Source organism: Rhodoferax sp. WC2427 (assembly GCF_040822085.1).
GTDB lineage: Bacteria > Pseudomonadota > Gammaproteobacteria > Burkholderiales > Burkholderiaceae_C > Rhodoferax_B.
This window is the reverse complement of the sequence record NZ_CP162006.1, coordinates 2,789,691-2,804,743: the sequence shown is the minus strand read 5'-3', so window position 1 is coordinate 2,804,743 and position 15,053 is coordinate 2,789,691. Positions and strand designations below refer to the sequence as shown.

Here is a 15,053-nt window from a genome sequence, read left to right as displayed (position 1 = left end):
TTGCGCCCAAAACGAACCCACCCCTGCTGTAACACCACGGATCCAAATAACCTATGACCCCAGCTTTCCCACTGAACCGCCGAACGTGCCTTGCCGGACTGGCTCTGATGGGCTCCGCTTCGGCCTTTGCCCAGTTTCGTGTGGAAGTCTCCGGCATTGGTTTGACCCAGTTGCCCATCGCCGTGGCCAGCTTTCGGGGCGACGAGCAGTCGCCGCAAAAGATAGGCGCCATCGTGCAGGCCGATCTGGAGCGCAGCGGGCAGTTTCGGGCCGTGGATGCCAGCGGCGTGGCGCTGGACGAAACCTCCCGGCCCGATGTGGCCCTGTGGCGGCAAAAGGCTGCCGATTCGTTGGTGACCGGCAGCGTCACCCGCCTGGCCGATGGCCGCTTCGACGTGCGCTTTCGCCTGTGGGATGTGGTGCGCGGACAAGATCTGGGTGGCCAGAGCTACACCGTGCCGCAGGGCGATTTGCGCCTGTCGGCCCACCGCATCGCCGACTTCATCTACGAGAAGCTGACCGGCGACCGGGGTATCTTTTCGACGCGTATCGCCTACGTGACCAAGGCAGGCACCCGCCACACCCTGTGGGTGGCGGATGCCGATGGCGAAAACAGCCAAACCGCGCTGGCCAGCCCGGAATCCATCATTTCCCCGGCCTGGTCGCCCAACGGCATGCAACTGGCCTACGTTTCGTTTGAAGCCCGCAAACCGGTCATTTATGTGCACGACGTGGCCACCGGCAAGCGCCGCCTGGTCGCCAACTTCAAGGGTTCCAACAGCGCGCCCGCCTGGGCCCCCGACGGCCGCACCCTGGCCGTCACCCTGAGTCGCGATGGTGGCTCTCAAATCTATAGCATAGATGCCAATGGTGGCGAGCCACGGCGGCTCACGCAATCCAGCGGTATCGACACCGAGCCGAAGTATTCCGCAGACGGCAAGAGCATTTACTTCGTTAGCGACCGGGGTGGTGCGCCGCAGATCTACCGCATGCCCAGCAGCGGCGGCAACCCGGAGCGCGTGACCTTTACCGGCAGCTACAACATCTCGCCCTGCATCAGCCCCGATGGCCGCTGGCTGGCCTATATTTCACGCATTGGCGGTGCCTTCAAGCTGCAGGTAATGGAGCTCAGCAGCGCCAGTGTGACCAGCATCACCGACACCAGCGCCGACGAAAGCCCCAGCTTTGCCCCGAATAGCCGATTACTGGTCTACGCCACCCAGCAGCAGGGCCGCGAAGCCCTGATGACCACCACCCTCGACGGCAAGATCAAGGCCCGTCTGGCGGGCCAGGCAGGCGACATCCGCGAACCGGACTGGGGTCCGTTTTTGAAACCCTGATTTTTAGCCATTGCCAACAACGCACGTACCAATCAACAAGGAAATTCAAATGAAAAATTTAATGTGGGCACTTTCACTGACCGCCGCACTGGCGGGCTGTGCCTCTGGCGTGAAGCTGGACGACGTTCCCGTGGTCGACAAAAGCGGTGCCGGTGTCACCCAGTCGGGCACCATGGGCGCGGACGGCGGCAGCACCGCGGGCGCGACCAAGAGCGGTGTCACTCCCGTGGATCTGTCGGCATCCAACTCGGTGGCCACCGGCCCCAGCAGCGGTCGCATCGTGTATTTTGATTACGACAGCTACGCCGTCAAACCCGATGACCAAACCGTCATTGACAACAATGCCCGCTTTCTCAAGGCCGACAAAGCCCGCCACGCCGTGGTCGAAGGCCATACCGACGACCGCGGTGGCCGCGAATACAACCTGGCCTTGGGCCAAAAGCGCGCCGAATCTGTGCGCCGCGCCCTGGGCTTGCTCGGAGTAGCAGATAGCCAGCTGGAAGCGGTGAGCTTCGGCAAAGAAAAGCCGGCGGTACAAGGCAATGATGAAGCCGCCATGGCCAAGAACCGCCGCGCCGAGATCAGCTACCGATGAGCCGATACACCCTGCCCAGCCTGCGCCCCGTCGCTCTGGCGTTGGGCTGCTGGATGCTGCTGGCATCCGGCGCCCAGGCCGGGGTGTTCGACGACGACGAAGCCCGCAAAGCCATTTTGGACCTGCGCCAGCGGGTCGACAGCAGCCGCCTGGCAGCTGAAACTGCCAACCAGAAACTGGCCGAGGAACTGCGCCGATCGACCGACGATAACGGCCAACTCCGCCGCAGCCTGCTCGATCTGCAAAGCCAGATCGACAACCTGCGCGCCGACCTGGCCAAACAACGTGGCCAAGACGAGCAGTTGGCGCGCGACCTGGCCGAGGTGCAGCGCCGCCTGAAAGACCAGGCCCAAGGGGTGGACGAGCGCTTGCGCAAATTTGAACCCTCCAAGGTCACGGTAGACGGGCGCGAGTTCACCGCCGACCCGACCGAGGTGCGCGACTTCGACGCCGCGCTGGCCATCTTTCGCACCGGGGATTTTGCGGCTGCGCAAACCAGCTTCACGGGTTTCGTCAAGCACTACCCCAAGAGCGGCTACGGCCCGTCGGCCCTGTTCTGGTTGGGCAATGCCCAATACGCCAACAAGGACTACAAAGGCGCAGTAGCCAATTTCCGCGCCATGCTGGCGGCTACCCCCGACCATGCCCGCGCCCCCGAGGCTGCGCTGTCCATCGCCAATTGCCAGCTGGAGCTCAAAGACAGCCGGGCCGCCCGCAAGACGCTGGAAGACCTGGTCAAGGCCTATCCCCAGTCGGAGGCTGCATCGGCCGCCAAAGAGCGCTTGGCCAAGCTCAAATAGGCGCTGGTGTCCAGGGCCTGGGTTTGCTACGGTTTTTGTAGCTGCTCATGCTGATTCAATAAGCGCTAGAGGGGTATTTTTTGCATAATTTATCGGAAGCGGCGGATGCTGGGCAAGAGGCCGCAGAAGCTGTCGATGTCGCACGCCGCTTCGGCGGTCTGGAGCGCCTGTACGGCGTGGCGGGCGCCGCACGCATCCGCGCCGCCCATGTGGCCGTGGTCGGCATCGGCGGGGTGGGTTCCTGGACAGTGGAGGCCCTGGCCCGCAGCGGGGTGGGGCGGCTGACGCTGATCGACCTTGACCATGTGTCCGAATCCAATATCAATCGGCAGATCCACGCGTTGGACTCCACCGTAGGCCAAGCCAAGGTGCTCGCCATGCGCGACCGCATTGCCCACATCAACCCTGCATGTGTGGTGCATTGCGTCGACGATTTTGTCGAGCCCGACAACTGGCCGCAGCTGCTGCCGCCAGGTGTGGATGCCGTGGTCGATGCCTGCGACCAGGTGAAAGCCAAGACCGCCATGGCCGCCTGGGCCCGGCAGACGCGCACCTGCTTCATTGCCGTGGGGGCCGCCGGGGGCAAACGCCATGCGCACAAGGTCGATATCGAAGACCTGTCGCTCACCACCCACGACCCACTGCTGGCCCAGTTGCGCTACCGCCTGCGCAAGGAACACGCGGCCCCCCGCGAGGGTAAAAAAATCGGCGTCGCCTGCGTCTTCAGCCGCGAAGCGGTGATGCCTCCGGACGCCTCCTGCGCCATCGAGGGCGACGGTAGCCTGAACTGCCACGGCTATGGCTCGGTCGTCAGCGTGACGGCCACCTTCGGGCAATGCGCTGCCGGCTGGATTTTGGACCAATTGGCAAGCAGTATTGAAAAGAGTGTCAAAACCACGCTATAATTTGAGGCTGCGCTGCAGTGTGAAAACACCCAAGCCGGGACGTTAGCTCAGTTGGTAGAGCAGCGGACTTTTAATCCGTTTGTCGTGGGTTCGACCCCCGCACGTCCCACCAGGATTCCCCTTGATGGGCATAGAAGGCTTGCTACATAATACGTAGCAGGCCTTTTTTTGTTTTAGTGATATTGCCAGATGGTTGCCAGAATTTTGACGATTGCTGCCTTCTGAAATCTGTAGTCCAGAGCATTAGCTTAGTGCTTCAGCGCTCCTCATACTTCTTATCGATGCACGTTCCCGTGCGTTTAGCCTCTTCAGCAATCGCCGACGACATGATCCAGCCTTGGCCCCTTGCTCGGGCGTAAGCATAAAGATTGGTGCAGTCAGGCGGCCCATCATTTAGCGCATCTTTTGCTGTAGCTGCACGCTCGGACTTCTTGGCTAGTTCCCTAGCTCGACTGCGTTTGACCGCTTCCTCCTCATCACGTTCTCGTTCCCGCTTACGTTTTAGCTCCTCTGCAGCCTCGCGTTCACGTGCAGCCGTCCAGGCAGTTTTTTCCTCCTTGGAACCGCTGGCCGTAGCGCAGCTCATTTCCTGGTAGATAACTTTTCCATCGGGCTGGGTACAGCGGTATACGTCGGCAAGTGCCTCTAGGGGTACGCAGCAAACCGCTGCAAGTAGGCACTGCAGGACGTGCTGTATTTTGGTTGCAGCAAGCATGATCGATCCAACGTTAACTCTGAGCGTCACGCCGCTTGCGACTGTTGCATGATGATCTGCAGTAACCCCTCTGCCTCTTCAGCACTACGGATCGCTCTGCGGCCCTGCGTTGAGCTTTTGAGCACGGGCTTCGCCACCTTGAAAAGCGTGATGCGATAACTCGGACTGATCCGGTCGGCAACAGTAAGACGCAGCGAGATTTCCGATAGATCGTTGCGGGATATCGATTTCTTCTTGCCACTAAGGGCACCTACAACGGCGCCAACGCCACCAAACACCAGACCGCCCACTGCAGCCCCAACTAGCTGGCTAGACCGGCTGGTGGTCAATGTGGACACCGTATTGCCATCTTCCATAACATCGCACGCAAGCAATGCACTTTCGGGAAGTACGCTCAGGCGTTTTCCAAAGGTGTCAAAGACCAGGATGGTTCCGCCCTGATGGTCGAGCAGAATTCCTGACTCGCTATCAACACCGATAACGTGCTGCCCCACCACAAAATTCGGAACCCTTTTCCGGGCGACTACCAGGGCTCGTTGCACAGCTAGTCCATCCGTCACTCTGGATGTAAGGCGGTAGCCAATCAGGGCGGACACGAGACTTAGCACCAACACAAATATGGGGTTCGGCGCTGTGAGCATCATCAGGCTCAACGTAAATACACCGAAGAATGCGATCACGGCGACCAATGCGCCTCTTGCATACCGTTTGGTTCCGATGGCCATATTTTTTCCTTTTATTTGTCGGTGATTTGTTAGGTGATAAAAGATGGGGCCTGTTGTGTCCCCACCCGGCATTTCATGGACTTCATGGGTTGCTTTTCAAGAATTCCGTATATATGCGGAAGACATTTTCACCCATCCCCGCGACTCTTGCCCATTTTTGTTGGGCATTGATTTGGACGCAGATGAGGCCTTTGGAAAGACAGTACGCAGCTTGCGCAAACGCAAACTTTGGTCCCAGGAACAGTTGGCTTTTGAGGCGGGTGTGGACCGAAATTACCTTTCCCTGATCGAGCTAGGCCGCAACTCGCCAAGCATCAAGATCATCTTCCGCCTGGGAATTGCTTTAGACACCAACCCATCTGAGCTGTTTCAACTGGTAGAAGCCTGCATGGCTCGTGATATCAAACCTCCGGCTTCATGAGCCTATAGGCGGCCATACCGACGATCAAGGCACCGGCATTTCTCCGCAATTGATTGCACGAGCTTGCATCACCGGTAACGACCGGCCCACCATCCACTACGCCCTGATCAATGGCAATACCAAGCACCCGGCTGCGCGGATCCATACTCAAAGCCGCGAACCATTCACGTCCTATGGTTAGGGCATAGGGCCGCAGCGATGGAAGCTCTGACACCACACCGGTTTCCAAGCCGCGCCGGTAGCGAACTAGTTGGTGTCTGATCTCTGGACTCTTTAGGTCGCTGCCATAGCCACCTCGGCGGACGTGTCCTAGGTGGACGCGCCATACCAACGGCCAAGCAAACCGCATGTGCACCCTGCGAAGATGGCACAACTGGCACAAACAGTACGCGGCAGGTGGCTCCCATCTGAGAGGCTCGCTGTAATCCTCACTATGGTAAAAAACGGGCGCAGCGGGATCGCTACAGAGGTCACAAGGTCCTTGTGCTGGAGACAGCACCCCGCTGGCCATTGATAGGTTCATCGCTCTTAGGACCCGCATCCGCTGCGAAGGGCTAAAGCCGTTGTACCAGCCCAGCGTTCCTTTTGAGTTGCCTGTGGCGAAGGGCACCATTGGGAGCGGTTTGTTTTCTCGGCGCGCTGCAACTGCCTGCGCTTCGGAGAGAGATTGTTTGGGCATGGTTCGGCTCATAGCAACCCCCGCTGGGCAAAACTGAGGGTATCGGCACCTGCGACGATGATGTGGTCCAGCACACGGATATCTACCAGGGCCAATGCCTGTTGAAGGGTATGGGTCAATGCCTCATCGGCTACTGATGGCTCGACACTACCGCTCGGGTGGTTGTGCGACAAAATTACCGTTGCTGCATTTTTCGAGAGTGCGGCGACCACCACCTCGCGGGGATAGACCGATGTCTGGGTCAACGTACCTCGGAACATCTCCTCTGCGGAGATAAGGCGGAGGTGCGCATCAAGGAACAGCACAACAAAGCTTTCATAGGTGCGACCTGCAAAGTGGAGCTTCAGAAACTCGCTCACAGCCCCAGGGTCTTGGAACACCGCACCGGTCTTCAATTTCTCAGCCAGCCAACGCCGAACCAGTTCCCGTGCAATGCCACATAGTTGCGGCGCGTCAGCATCACCAGGATCATCAAAGAACCGCCCCAGCGAGCCTCTGTACAGACGGGTCACCTCGGCATCGCCGATCAGTACCTGCAGCAGCTCGGTATCGCTGGACTGCCAGGGGTGGCAAAGGTAATGCGCGGGGGCCTCCCGCACTAACCCAGCAACGCTAAAATCACTTTCAGCCATATTTAAACTCTCAATCAGTTTGCTTGTGGTCAGGCATCCTGGGTGTTCCACCACCTTCGGATGCCGCTATCTTCGATGGCCGAGCGCCATCACTCTCAAAACATCAAGTCATAGCAGTGCTCCCGAAGCGTTGCCTTCAAATAGGTTTGCATCGCGAACGTAGCGGGCGAGCATGTCTAGCGAACGGTGCCCCGTTTGCTGCTGGATCTTGTGCACGCTGACCCCCGCCTGTACGGCGCTGGTTACCAAGCCTGAACGAAGACTGTGTCCGGAAATCTGGGTCGAATCCAGGCCGATCTTCTGGGCATGACCCTTGAGAATCAGCGCAATTGATTGCGGAGACAGTGCAGCATCACTGACCTTGTTGGACTTACCGACAGCGCGGAATATGGGGCCGATTTCGATGGCAGCAGATGCCAGCCAGGTATGCACGGCCTTTACAGGGCAGGCACTGGTTCGGCCCCATGGGATGGCAATTTTTCTGCCCTGGCCCTCTTGGTCTGTCTTGCTGCGGCGTAGATGGATCACAAGGCCTTCCCGGACGTTTTCTAAGTCGATCACTTGGAGTGCGACCAATTCCGAACGTCGTAGGGCAGAGGCATAGCCCAGCAGGATTAAGGCTCGGTCTCTGGAGCCACGTAGGTTTTTCAGACTCGGCAAGATGTCCATTACGTCCTGCTTGATTAACGGTGCCACCTGTCGCTGAGCTGTGCCGTTGACACGCCGTACACCCCGCAGGACAGTACGCACTAGGTCCGCCTTGCTGGGGTCACTGAAGCCCTGTGTGGTGTGAGCCCGACCGATACCAACGACCCGGCGTGTGATGGTCGCGGTGGCAAGGCTACTGGCCCGACCTGCGACGTAGGCAGCGAGGATTTCTGCGGTGCAGGGGATGGTGCCGCCCCAGTTCAGAAAGTCCTGTAGGTCTTGCTGGTAAGCGCGTCGGGTGTTCGGGCTGATGGCGGCTGTGATGAACCGTTGGATGCAGTTCACATCTGCAGAAAGGGGTTCCGCAATTGATTGCGGAGAAAGGCACCAGGGGTCTATTTCACTCAGGGTTGCTCCCGAATTTCGGAGGGACAACTTAAGTGATTTTTGCATAGTCGATTTTAACCAATCGACCACCGTTTGTCAAAAATATCTATACAAATCATATAGTTATGAATATTGATACCGGCCTCAGACCATCTTTTGTCCATGCTGATTGCGCAATTGATTGCGGTGCAGGATCACACATTCGAGGGGCTGTAATTTGCTTACGCAATTGATTGCATGCTACGCCGAGGCCTGCAGCTCGGGAACGTCAAACAAATCCCTCTGCCTCAAGGGAGCATGCACCTGCAGTAATCCGGTGCCGCTGCCCACACCCTTCCACGATGCGGCTCCAGCTTTCAACCATTAGGATAAGCCCTTCATCCGCGTTCGATTCCAAACCAGTATTGGAACCCACCATACATCCCCGGTATCGGTAGCCATACTTTGTTATCACATCCAAGTTTTTGATTTTGAAGTTTTGGGGCTGTGGCAGCACGATGATCACCCTCGAATAACTCCGCAATTAATTGCGGAGGCTACTGCTGGCACCCAGTCCGCGCTACAAGCGTTGTCCGTCCTTGTGGCGCTTGACGTACATGTCCGTACTCCGGGCATTGAGCCCAGAACCCCCATCGGTAACGCAGATAAATTTTTCATCAATAACGATTGGATCAATGCGGGCTGGCGTAGCTGGATTGCTGATGGTTTTAACCTGCACCGTTATCAGATACTCCGACAAGCTTTTCTCTAAAATTTGGCTGACAATTCGGACGCCCTGCGGATAAGCTAGGTGAGCTCGGTACACATCAACGCACAATGCAGCAAGGCGTTCTGCCAGTGGAGTTTCGGGCGGCTTAACGGGAGTGAGTTGAGACGTTGGCGGTCCCGATGAAATCGGGCTTGGAGTTGATGGCGTCGATGCCTGCGTCAGCGTAGAAGCTGCCGATGTTGCGGAAAGCGGCGCTGCCGTTCCTCGGTATCGGAGGTCCACACTCTCGCGCTTAGAGCCCTCGCAGGGCCTATCTGAGAACGACAGTTTTCCAGAAGCATCTGTGCACTTGAAGATATCGGCCCATGCCAGGCCGCTAAAGAAAGGCGGGACAAGAGCAAGCAACATCATCAAAACTGACCGCCGCAAGGTTCTGCCACCAAGCTGAGCTTTCATGATTAAGCTGCGGCAGATTGTTTGATGATCACAGTCATCAGCGCATCTGGCTCCTTCTGTTCAAGCCCTACGTCGTAGCCGGTCGGAATCTTGATCTTGGCCGACCACGCCCAGAAGAAGGCAGATACTGCGGCGCAAAGGGCACTCGCGTAGTCGAACCAATACCCATCAACTAACATTTCCATCTCCCTGTTTTCCGATCAGTTGGTTTGAGTGTCAGCGCAGGAAACCTTGTGGCCGTCACGGTGCAATGCGTGGAGCGTATAAGCCACCGCACAATAGAACGTGGCATGGTCGGCCTTCGAATGAAGGGGGCCTTCGCAGTTCTGGAACATGCGCTCCCCTTCATTCTTGCGCATCAGGGTAGCGATAACAAGGGATTACCGCTATAAAAGTTCCCGAATTGGCACTTTGCAATTGATTGCAATGATAGTGCCGATTTGGTTAGGTGCCAATTGCCAAGATATAGATTTCGTTTGCAATCAATTGCGTAAATCCTAGCTGCTTTGTGGCAATTCAGTGGGTCCTTGCAGGTGGCAAAGGTGCAAGATAATTGGACATAGCGGCATCAAGTTCCCTGGCTGACCTTAGGAATTCTTGTCTTGAGTTCGATCGGACGGCAATCCTTGGAAGCTTGCATGGGCAGATACCACTGGCTTCCTCAAGAGAGTCCGAAATTCGGTTAGCGACCTCCGCTTCCAAGGGTATGAGACTCGTCGTTACGGAATCACGCAGTTCCTCCGGATCCGAAGGAGCAAGCTGTGTGATTGCCATCGCTGTATCGCTGCCTATCTGATACAGCAGGTAAGTTAGGCGATCCTTGCTTTGCAACGCTCCCGAGAATGCGCTCAAGTTTGAAATTAGTGCCGTTTGAATATGTGGAACCTCGTTTGGGGCGACATCTAATGCAGGGGGAATTGGGGGAGGGCTGTATCCAAGAGCATTCTGACAAGCTAACAATTTTTCTTGAAAGTTGGCGAGGGTTGTTGTAACTCGAACGATCCCTTGAGATTCGGCAACCTTGGTTGAATTTGGAAGGTCCCACTGTGCGGACCCAGAGAAGTAAGCGCAGCTGTATCGTTGCTTGATATCTTTCGGTAGTTCTACTCCGAGCGCCCTATAGGTAAATGGCTGCAACTTTTCAAACAAAGGGTGAAGCGTCGAGTACGCAGACCCCAAAATTCCGACTACCGTTACAGCGAGAAAAGCGAGCTTGAGAGGTCGTCTGCTGCCAATGAACTGAATTACTTCGTCTTCAAATGGTGCGGCCATGAGCGTCCTTTGATTCACGAACTCTAACAAGGAAATGGCTAGTGGCTAGGACAGGAAAAACCAGCTGCTAGGTTATCCGTGCCGAAAGGTATATTTTCGCTAACCGTTTGTACTCTAGGTGCAAATCTACCCCCGTTTTTTGAGAAGACTCCGAATCTTAGGAAAAATTGACCGAGGGGAACATCCGAAATTCACTCATCTAAGTACTGGAAGCTAAGAAATGAGCACCTCTCAAAGACCATCCTAACGATCTTGGTGGTTCATGATTTTTTATTTATCCTAAAAATTGAGGATGAAATAGATGCAACCATTTAAACTATTTCATCAAAAAAACTACTGTAGGTGAGGGTGTCCGAGTTTTTGTGTAAACGGGTCGGAGCTTAGTAAGCGGAGATGCGGTCTCCAAACTGAATGGTAAATCGGGTCAGGGCAGCCTTCCAATCCCGGATGGCCTTACCTTTATTCCCTTTCCGAAACCATACCGTGAACAGGCTCCCACCGCAATCAATTGCGCAGACTTTGGGGGCTGCGGGTATGTTTGCATTTATCTCACCACCGATACGTCGCATCGCCTCCAAAGGCGGCGCAATCAATTATGCGCTGGGTAAGTACACCAGGCCTGCTCCCGGACTATCAACTCGAAGAGTTGGATCCAAGGTCTACTGTTCTCTCAGGAGCATTTACTGCCGCCACGAATGCCCGACCGAACTTTGTCGGGCCGACACTGGCAAGCAGTTCCCTTCCTCCGTCCTTGTCAACCAAAATCAGGCCCAACCGAGCAAGGTTGCTAAGCGAAACAGCAACCTCCGATGGTGGATGATCGGGACCAGCATGGTTATGCCAGGCTGTAGCCTTTTCTGGAAGCTCAGTTGTGACCGCACCGTACCTAGCATCCCGATCATGTGTCATCACCGCATAGAGCTTGTCTAAGATCATGGCATCGAAGTCGTTGAGTTCGTTCAACACAGTTACAAACGCTACGCGCGGCTGCACAGCACTACTCGCGTTAGCCGAGTTGACAAGCAAGTTTGCCCATTTGTCTTGCAATGATGGTTCGTCCTGAAGGGACGCTGCATCTACAAAAGGCTTTGCAAAGCTGAGCGGCACAACGTGACTGACAAACTCTGAGCCAAGAAGCCTAGATTTTTCATTCGCCTGCTGTAGCAGGCTAAGGCGATTTGTCCAAATTTCGAACTCGGCGTTGTCTCTGTTTTTGCCAGCAGCCGCAGGAAAAAATGTCGCCCAGAGCGCGTGCACCTTACTCACAACCTCCGCTGTCTTCCCTGCTAACGGGACCACTGCCTCTCCGACAGCAACTACTTCACCAAAACTCATTTATGGCTTCCTCAATACTTGGCTGGCAGAAAGCTGGAAAATTCCTTTATTCGCTTCAAACCAAAACATAGCTACTAGGCTGTGGCGTAAATTGCTCAAACGCAGTTTGCAAGAATTTACCCACAGAAACCGGTTTCCACCAGGTTGCCCTTGCCAGCTTCAATAGTTTTCGGGCTGCAACTTTATACTTGGGCATCTGGTGCTTGAGCGCTGTCGCAGTCCCCACGCTTTCACTGTACTTCAGGAAGTTCAGTAACACGACATCATTCGTGAAGGAATACGCTTTTGCCAAGTCTGCTACATGCATAGATAGAAAAGGGTTGCCAAGCTTTTCCCCCAGTTCCCAGACATGCAAGCCCGTATTACGTATGGACACTTCGAAACGCGTCCACGTACCTAGACGAGACTTCCCGATCTTTGCCATCTGTCGATTCTTGTCATAAATTCGGTCTCGTCTGACACCGTTCTTGGCCCCCAAGTAGTGGGTACCAAGGCTTCCGTCCTTTTCTAGAAACCTTGACGACTGCACTACCTTGGGTCGGGACACAAGAAACGTCCCCATCTTTTGGGAACCATTGTCTGATGCCAATTCGATATAGCTTACCTTGGCATGCTCATACATCTCAGCATAGGAGACCGGCAAAAAAACGGCCATCAAGTTCTCCAGTTCTGCAAAGTGAACCTCATACTCCTGGGGCGGAAAATGGCCTGGATATAGGCAAAGCTTGAAATAGCCCATATTTATTTTAGTCTTACAGATGATCAGGTCTGCCAATTTGGCCCCTTTTTTCTCTGGGTAATAGCCCAACCGCAATCCATGAGCGCCTGACTTGATGGTGATCTTGAACTTGACGTTAGAAGATTTAACCAGAATATTCTTGTTTTTAACTAAATTATATAACCCCCAAAGCTGGGAACCAATCAACTTGTAGATTGCCCAGCTTATATGTCTTACAAGGTGGATTCGATCAACTCCCGAAGCAAGTGTAATGTTCGTACTCATAGTTATCCACAGGCTTTTCTAGAATTGGCTTACTAGTAACAGGGGGGCTTACAACGGAAAAGCCGCTGACACTACTTGCGTCTAATCAGGCCTTGGTCTGCAAGAGTCCAAGGCTTGGCTGCGACTTCCGCAATTGATTGCGTAGGGTGATCGTGACTACCGCCCCACATACCTGTAAAACAGGATCTCTATTCTTTCAGGACCAATGGACGAATAGTGCTGTGATACCAGAAAGGGCGAGTTTCATCATGCCCATCTGGCGCTGGGTAGCGATTGGTGTCCAAGCCTTTGTAAAAAGTGCTGCGGCTTATCCGCAAAAATTCAATAACTTCTCTGACGTAAACACGGCCTGGCTGGTTTAAATTCGGGGCCGCACGGGGTGAACTGTTTTTCATACATAGCCTTCAACTTATTAAATGAACACGCCCATGAGCACGTGCTAAACACGATTGAGCTTGTAGGTAAGCCTAGAACTCAGATATTTTTTAATAAAGTACATACATGACAGGTAGTCATGCACCGAAAGGTACTATCGGTCCGTACTTGAGAATGTATACAACATGACCGATGGCCATGTGCCCAGGAATTTATGGGCTCGATACTTTTATTGAATGGCCAACAAATGACAGTTTGTCAAAAGATCCGAATTACTTAAGGTTAAGGCCGGGATCAATTATGTACAACTTTAAACAGCCTTGCAAGTGCTTGAGTGAAATAATCCGAAGTGTTGGATAATGGATCGTGCCTCGCGCCAGAAGATTGACGTACGAAGAAAGTGTGCGATAAATAATATAACTGATTTATTTCTGTGGCAAACGTCATTCATTCAGTAATTTGAGCAGAAGCTTCAAGGCCTTCTCCTTTTCTTCCATGTACTCGTGCCCGTCATAATGCCTTGCCTGAACACCTGAAATTCCATGTGACTGCAACCGCCCACGGGTTTCTTGTGAAATTTTGCCAAACGCCAAAAGTGTCTCCACCCCGGACCTCAAGCGCTTAGCTTTAAAGTTGGGAATGGCTGCACCTGCCTCAACTGCCCAACGGCTCAGCGTTGTCGCTGCGATGTGTGTTTCCCCCCCATCGGTTGAGAGTGCGAAGATTCCCTGCGGCGCACACAGCCTTAGTGCCTTGGCCGCCAATGGAATTAGAGGCAGTTGATGTGGTCTTGCTCCTTTACCGGGTCGCCCCTTGCCATCCCACAGTGTCACTTTGTTGTCGGCAATGTCCTTGTTGAAGAGGTTAACTAACTGCTCAATACGCTGTGCTCCCGTCAACAGATGAAATCGCAGCAGCGCTCCGCGTATCCCTTCCAAGTTTTCTATTTCCTTCCAGTATTTCTGCATCTCCAAACGAGTCAACGGATTTTTGTCAGCTCGATTGTGGGTCTCGTCAGGGGACGTTTCCGCTGGAGGATTACTAGTAATATTGAATTCTTTGAATGCCTTGGGAATGCTGGGCTTTGATTTCGCACTTTTTGCGACTCCATAGCAAGCTTGAAGGTAGCTACGTAATTTGTTGGCTGTGCGGAATTTGCCCAACTCTTGCACCCGGCGCATCATTTCCGCGACCTGATCGGCAGTTAGCTGGTTTGCAGGTATTTTCGCAAGATTCGGCCAGGGCTCTATCACGTGAAGTTTGAAAATTGAGGACGCATCTTTGTAGGACTTACGACCTAGGGCTTGAAGGTGGTCGCAGTACAGGCCCAGCAGATTGCTAAGAGTGTGCTTGGCTGCAGAAGCAATTGCAGCTTCAGACTCGAACTGCGCAGCTTGTTTGGCTTTCTCTATAGCTGGCCATCCTCCTGCGTCGCGTTTGCCATAGTGCTCATTTGCTTTCTCTTCCGCCAAGTGCCTCGCGGCTGCAATGGAGAGGCCGTTCACCGTTGCTTTTTGGCTTTTAGGTGGGGCCTTAGAGTCGTAAACGCCAAGTTGCACGCGTCCGCTTGTCGCGCCTTGGCTGAACCGCCAATGGAGCGTTACAGCCCCATTGTTCTGCTTGCGAAACTGAAGCGAGCCGCGTGGATGAATCTTCTCAAGGGTAACAAAGACACCCATTTCTGCATCTTTTATGATTTGACCGGCTGTTGGAGTCATTGCGTAGCGCTCCGTTTGTTGCCAGAATATTGCCAGAATATTGTTGAATCGTTAAACATTGGATTGGACAGCTTAGGACAATAACTTGTTATTTATCATGGACTTATGATAATTTTGTTGTCCAGGCTTGTCCAGTGGTTTCTCTATGTTTCGGACTTTTAATCCGTTTGTCGTGGGTTCGACCCCCGCACGTCCCACCAATTTGAAAAGGCTCTGTAGCAATACAGGGCCTTTTTTCTTTGCTACGTTGCTTGTAGCAAATGCCTCCCCACATTCCCCTCGTTTCTTCCGCAAAAATTGGAGTTGTTCCGCAATTCAACGAACGGGCCCCACCTTCT

At 54.3% G+C, this 15,053-nt stretch carries 15 protein-coding genes and 1 tRNA gene; 6 read left to right on the top strand and 10 right to left on the bottom strand.

Annotation, left to right across the window (positions count from 1 at the left end; genetic code table 11):
* The first annotated feature begins 107 nt into the window (after positions 1-107).
* From tolB to AB3G31_RS13280, 5 genes are all read left to right on the top strand, one after another.
* Positions 108-1,340, top strand: a complete 1,233-nt coding sequence (gene tolB / locus AB3G31_RS13300; RefSeq protein WP_367846558.1) for a Tol-Pal system beta propeller repeat protein TolB — start codon at positions 108-110, stop codon at positions 1,338-1,340.
* 49 nt (positions 1,341-1,389) lie between these two features.
* Positions 1,390-1,935, top strand: a complete 546-nt coding sequence (gene pal, locus AB3G31_RS13295; RefSeq protein WP_367846557.1) for a peptidoglycan-associated lipoprotein Pal — start codon at positions 1,390-1,392, stop codon at positions 1,933-1,935.
* Between the two features lie 53 nt (positions 1,936-1,988).
* Entirely contained in the window at positions 1,989-2,735 is a 747-nt protein-coding gene (gene ybgF / locus AB3G31_RS13290; RefSeq protein WP_367850347.1) for a tol-pal system protein YbgF, read from the top strand.
* Between the two features lie 80 nt (positions 2,736-2,815).
* Complete coding sequence (locus tag AB3G31_RS13285) at positions 2,816-3,640, top strand: ThiF family adenylyltransferase (RefSeq protein WP_367846556.1); 825 nt, start codon at positions 2,816-2,818, stop codon at positions 3,638-3,640.
* A gap of 36 nt (positions 3,641-3,676) precedes the next feature.
* Positions 3,677-3,752 (top strand) — tRNA-Lys (locus AB3G31_RS13280).
* 144 nt (positions 3,753-3,896) lie between these two features.
* Here the strand turns inward: AB3G31_RS13280 and AB3G31_RS13275 are convergent.
* A complete protein-coding gene (locus AB3G31_RS13275) occupies positions 3,897-4,355 on the bottom strand; it encodes a hypothetical protein (protein ID WP_367846555.1) in 459 nt (152 codons plus the stop codon).
* A gap of 26 nt (positions 4,356-4,381) precedes the next feature.
* A complete protein-coding gene (locus AB3G31_RS13270; RefSeq protein ID WP_367846554.1) occupies positions 4,382-5,080 on the bottom strand; it encodes a hypothetical protein in 699 nt (232 codons plus the stop codon).
* Between the two features lie 43 nt (positions 5,081-5,123).
* On the opposite strand from AB3G31_RS13270, the gene AB3G31_RS13265 reads away from it, so the two are divergent.
* Positions 5,124-5,501, top strand: coding sequence for a helix-turn-helix domain-containing protein (locus AB3G31_RS13265; RefSeq protein WP_367846553.1), 378 nt, complete (start codon positions 5,124-5,126; stop codon positions 5,499-5,501).
* A gap of 687 nt (positions 5,502-6,188) precedes the next feature.
* Here AB3G31_RS13265 and radC read toward each other — a convergent pair.
* The 8 genes from radC to AB3G31_RS13225 all read right to left on the bottom strand — a co-directional run bounded on the left by radC (position 6,189) and on the right by AB3G31_RS13225 (position 14,715).
* Positions 6,189-6,812, bottom strand: a complete 624-nt coding sequence (gene radC / locus AB3G31_RS13260; protein ID WP_367846552.1) for a DNA repair protein RadC — start codon at positions 6,810-6,812, stop codon at positions 6,189-6,191.
* A 108-nt stretch (positions 6,813-6,920) separates the two neighbouring features.
* Positions 6,921-7,913 carry a site-specific integrase gene (locus AB3G31_RS13255; protein WP_367846551.1) on the bottom strand — a complete coding sequence of 331 codons (993 nt, stop codon included), beginning with the start codon at positions 7,911-7,913 and terminating at the stop codon, positions 6,921-6,923.
* Positions 7,914-8,406: 493 nt separating this feature from the next.
* Positions 8,407-9,012: a DUF4124 domain-containing protein gene (locus tag AB3G31_RS13250; protein ID WP_367846550.1), complete on the bottom strand. Its 606-nt coding sequence runs from the start codon at positions 9,010-9,012 to the stop codon at positions 8,407-8,409.
* 2 nt (positions 9,013-9,014) lie between these two features.
* Positions 9,015-9,197: a hypothetical protein gene (locus AB3G31_RS13245; RefSeq protein WP_367846549.1), complete on the bottom strand. Its 183-nt coding sequence runs from the start codon at positions 9,195-9,197 to the stop codon at positions 9,015-9,017.
* 331 nt (positions 9,198-9,528) lie between these two features.
* Complete coding sequence (locus AB3G31_RS13240) at positions 9,529-10,284, bottom strand: hypothetical protein (RefSeq protein WP_367846548.1); 756 nt, start codon at positions 10,282-10,284, stop codon at positions 9,529-9,531.
* 633 nt (positions 10,285-10,917) lie between these two features.
* Positions 10,918-11,619 carry an Abi-alpha family protein gene (locus tag AB3G31_RS13235; RefSeq protein WP_367846547.1) on the bottom strand — a complete coding sequence of 234 codons (702 nt, stop codon included), beginning with the start codon at positions 11,617-11,619 and terminating at the stop codon, positions 10,918-10,920.
* A gap of 55 nt (positions 11,620-11,674) precedes the next feature.
* Entirely contained in the window at positions 11,675-12,622 is a 948-nt protein-coding gene (locus AB3G31_RS13230; RefSeq protein WP_367846546.1) for a hypothetical protein, read from the bottom strand.
* Positions 12,623-13,440: 818 nt separating this feature from the next.
* Positions 13,441-14,715: an integrase gene (locus AB3G31_RS13225; RefSeq protein WP_367846545.1), complete on the bottom strand. Its 1,275-nt coding sequence runs from the start codon at positions 14,713-14,715 to the stop codon at positions 13,441-13,443.
* Between the last annotated feature and the right edge of the window lie 338 nt (positions 14,716-15,053).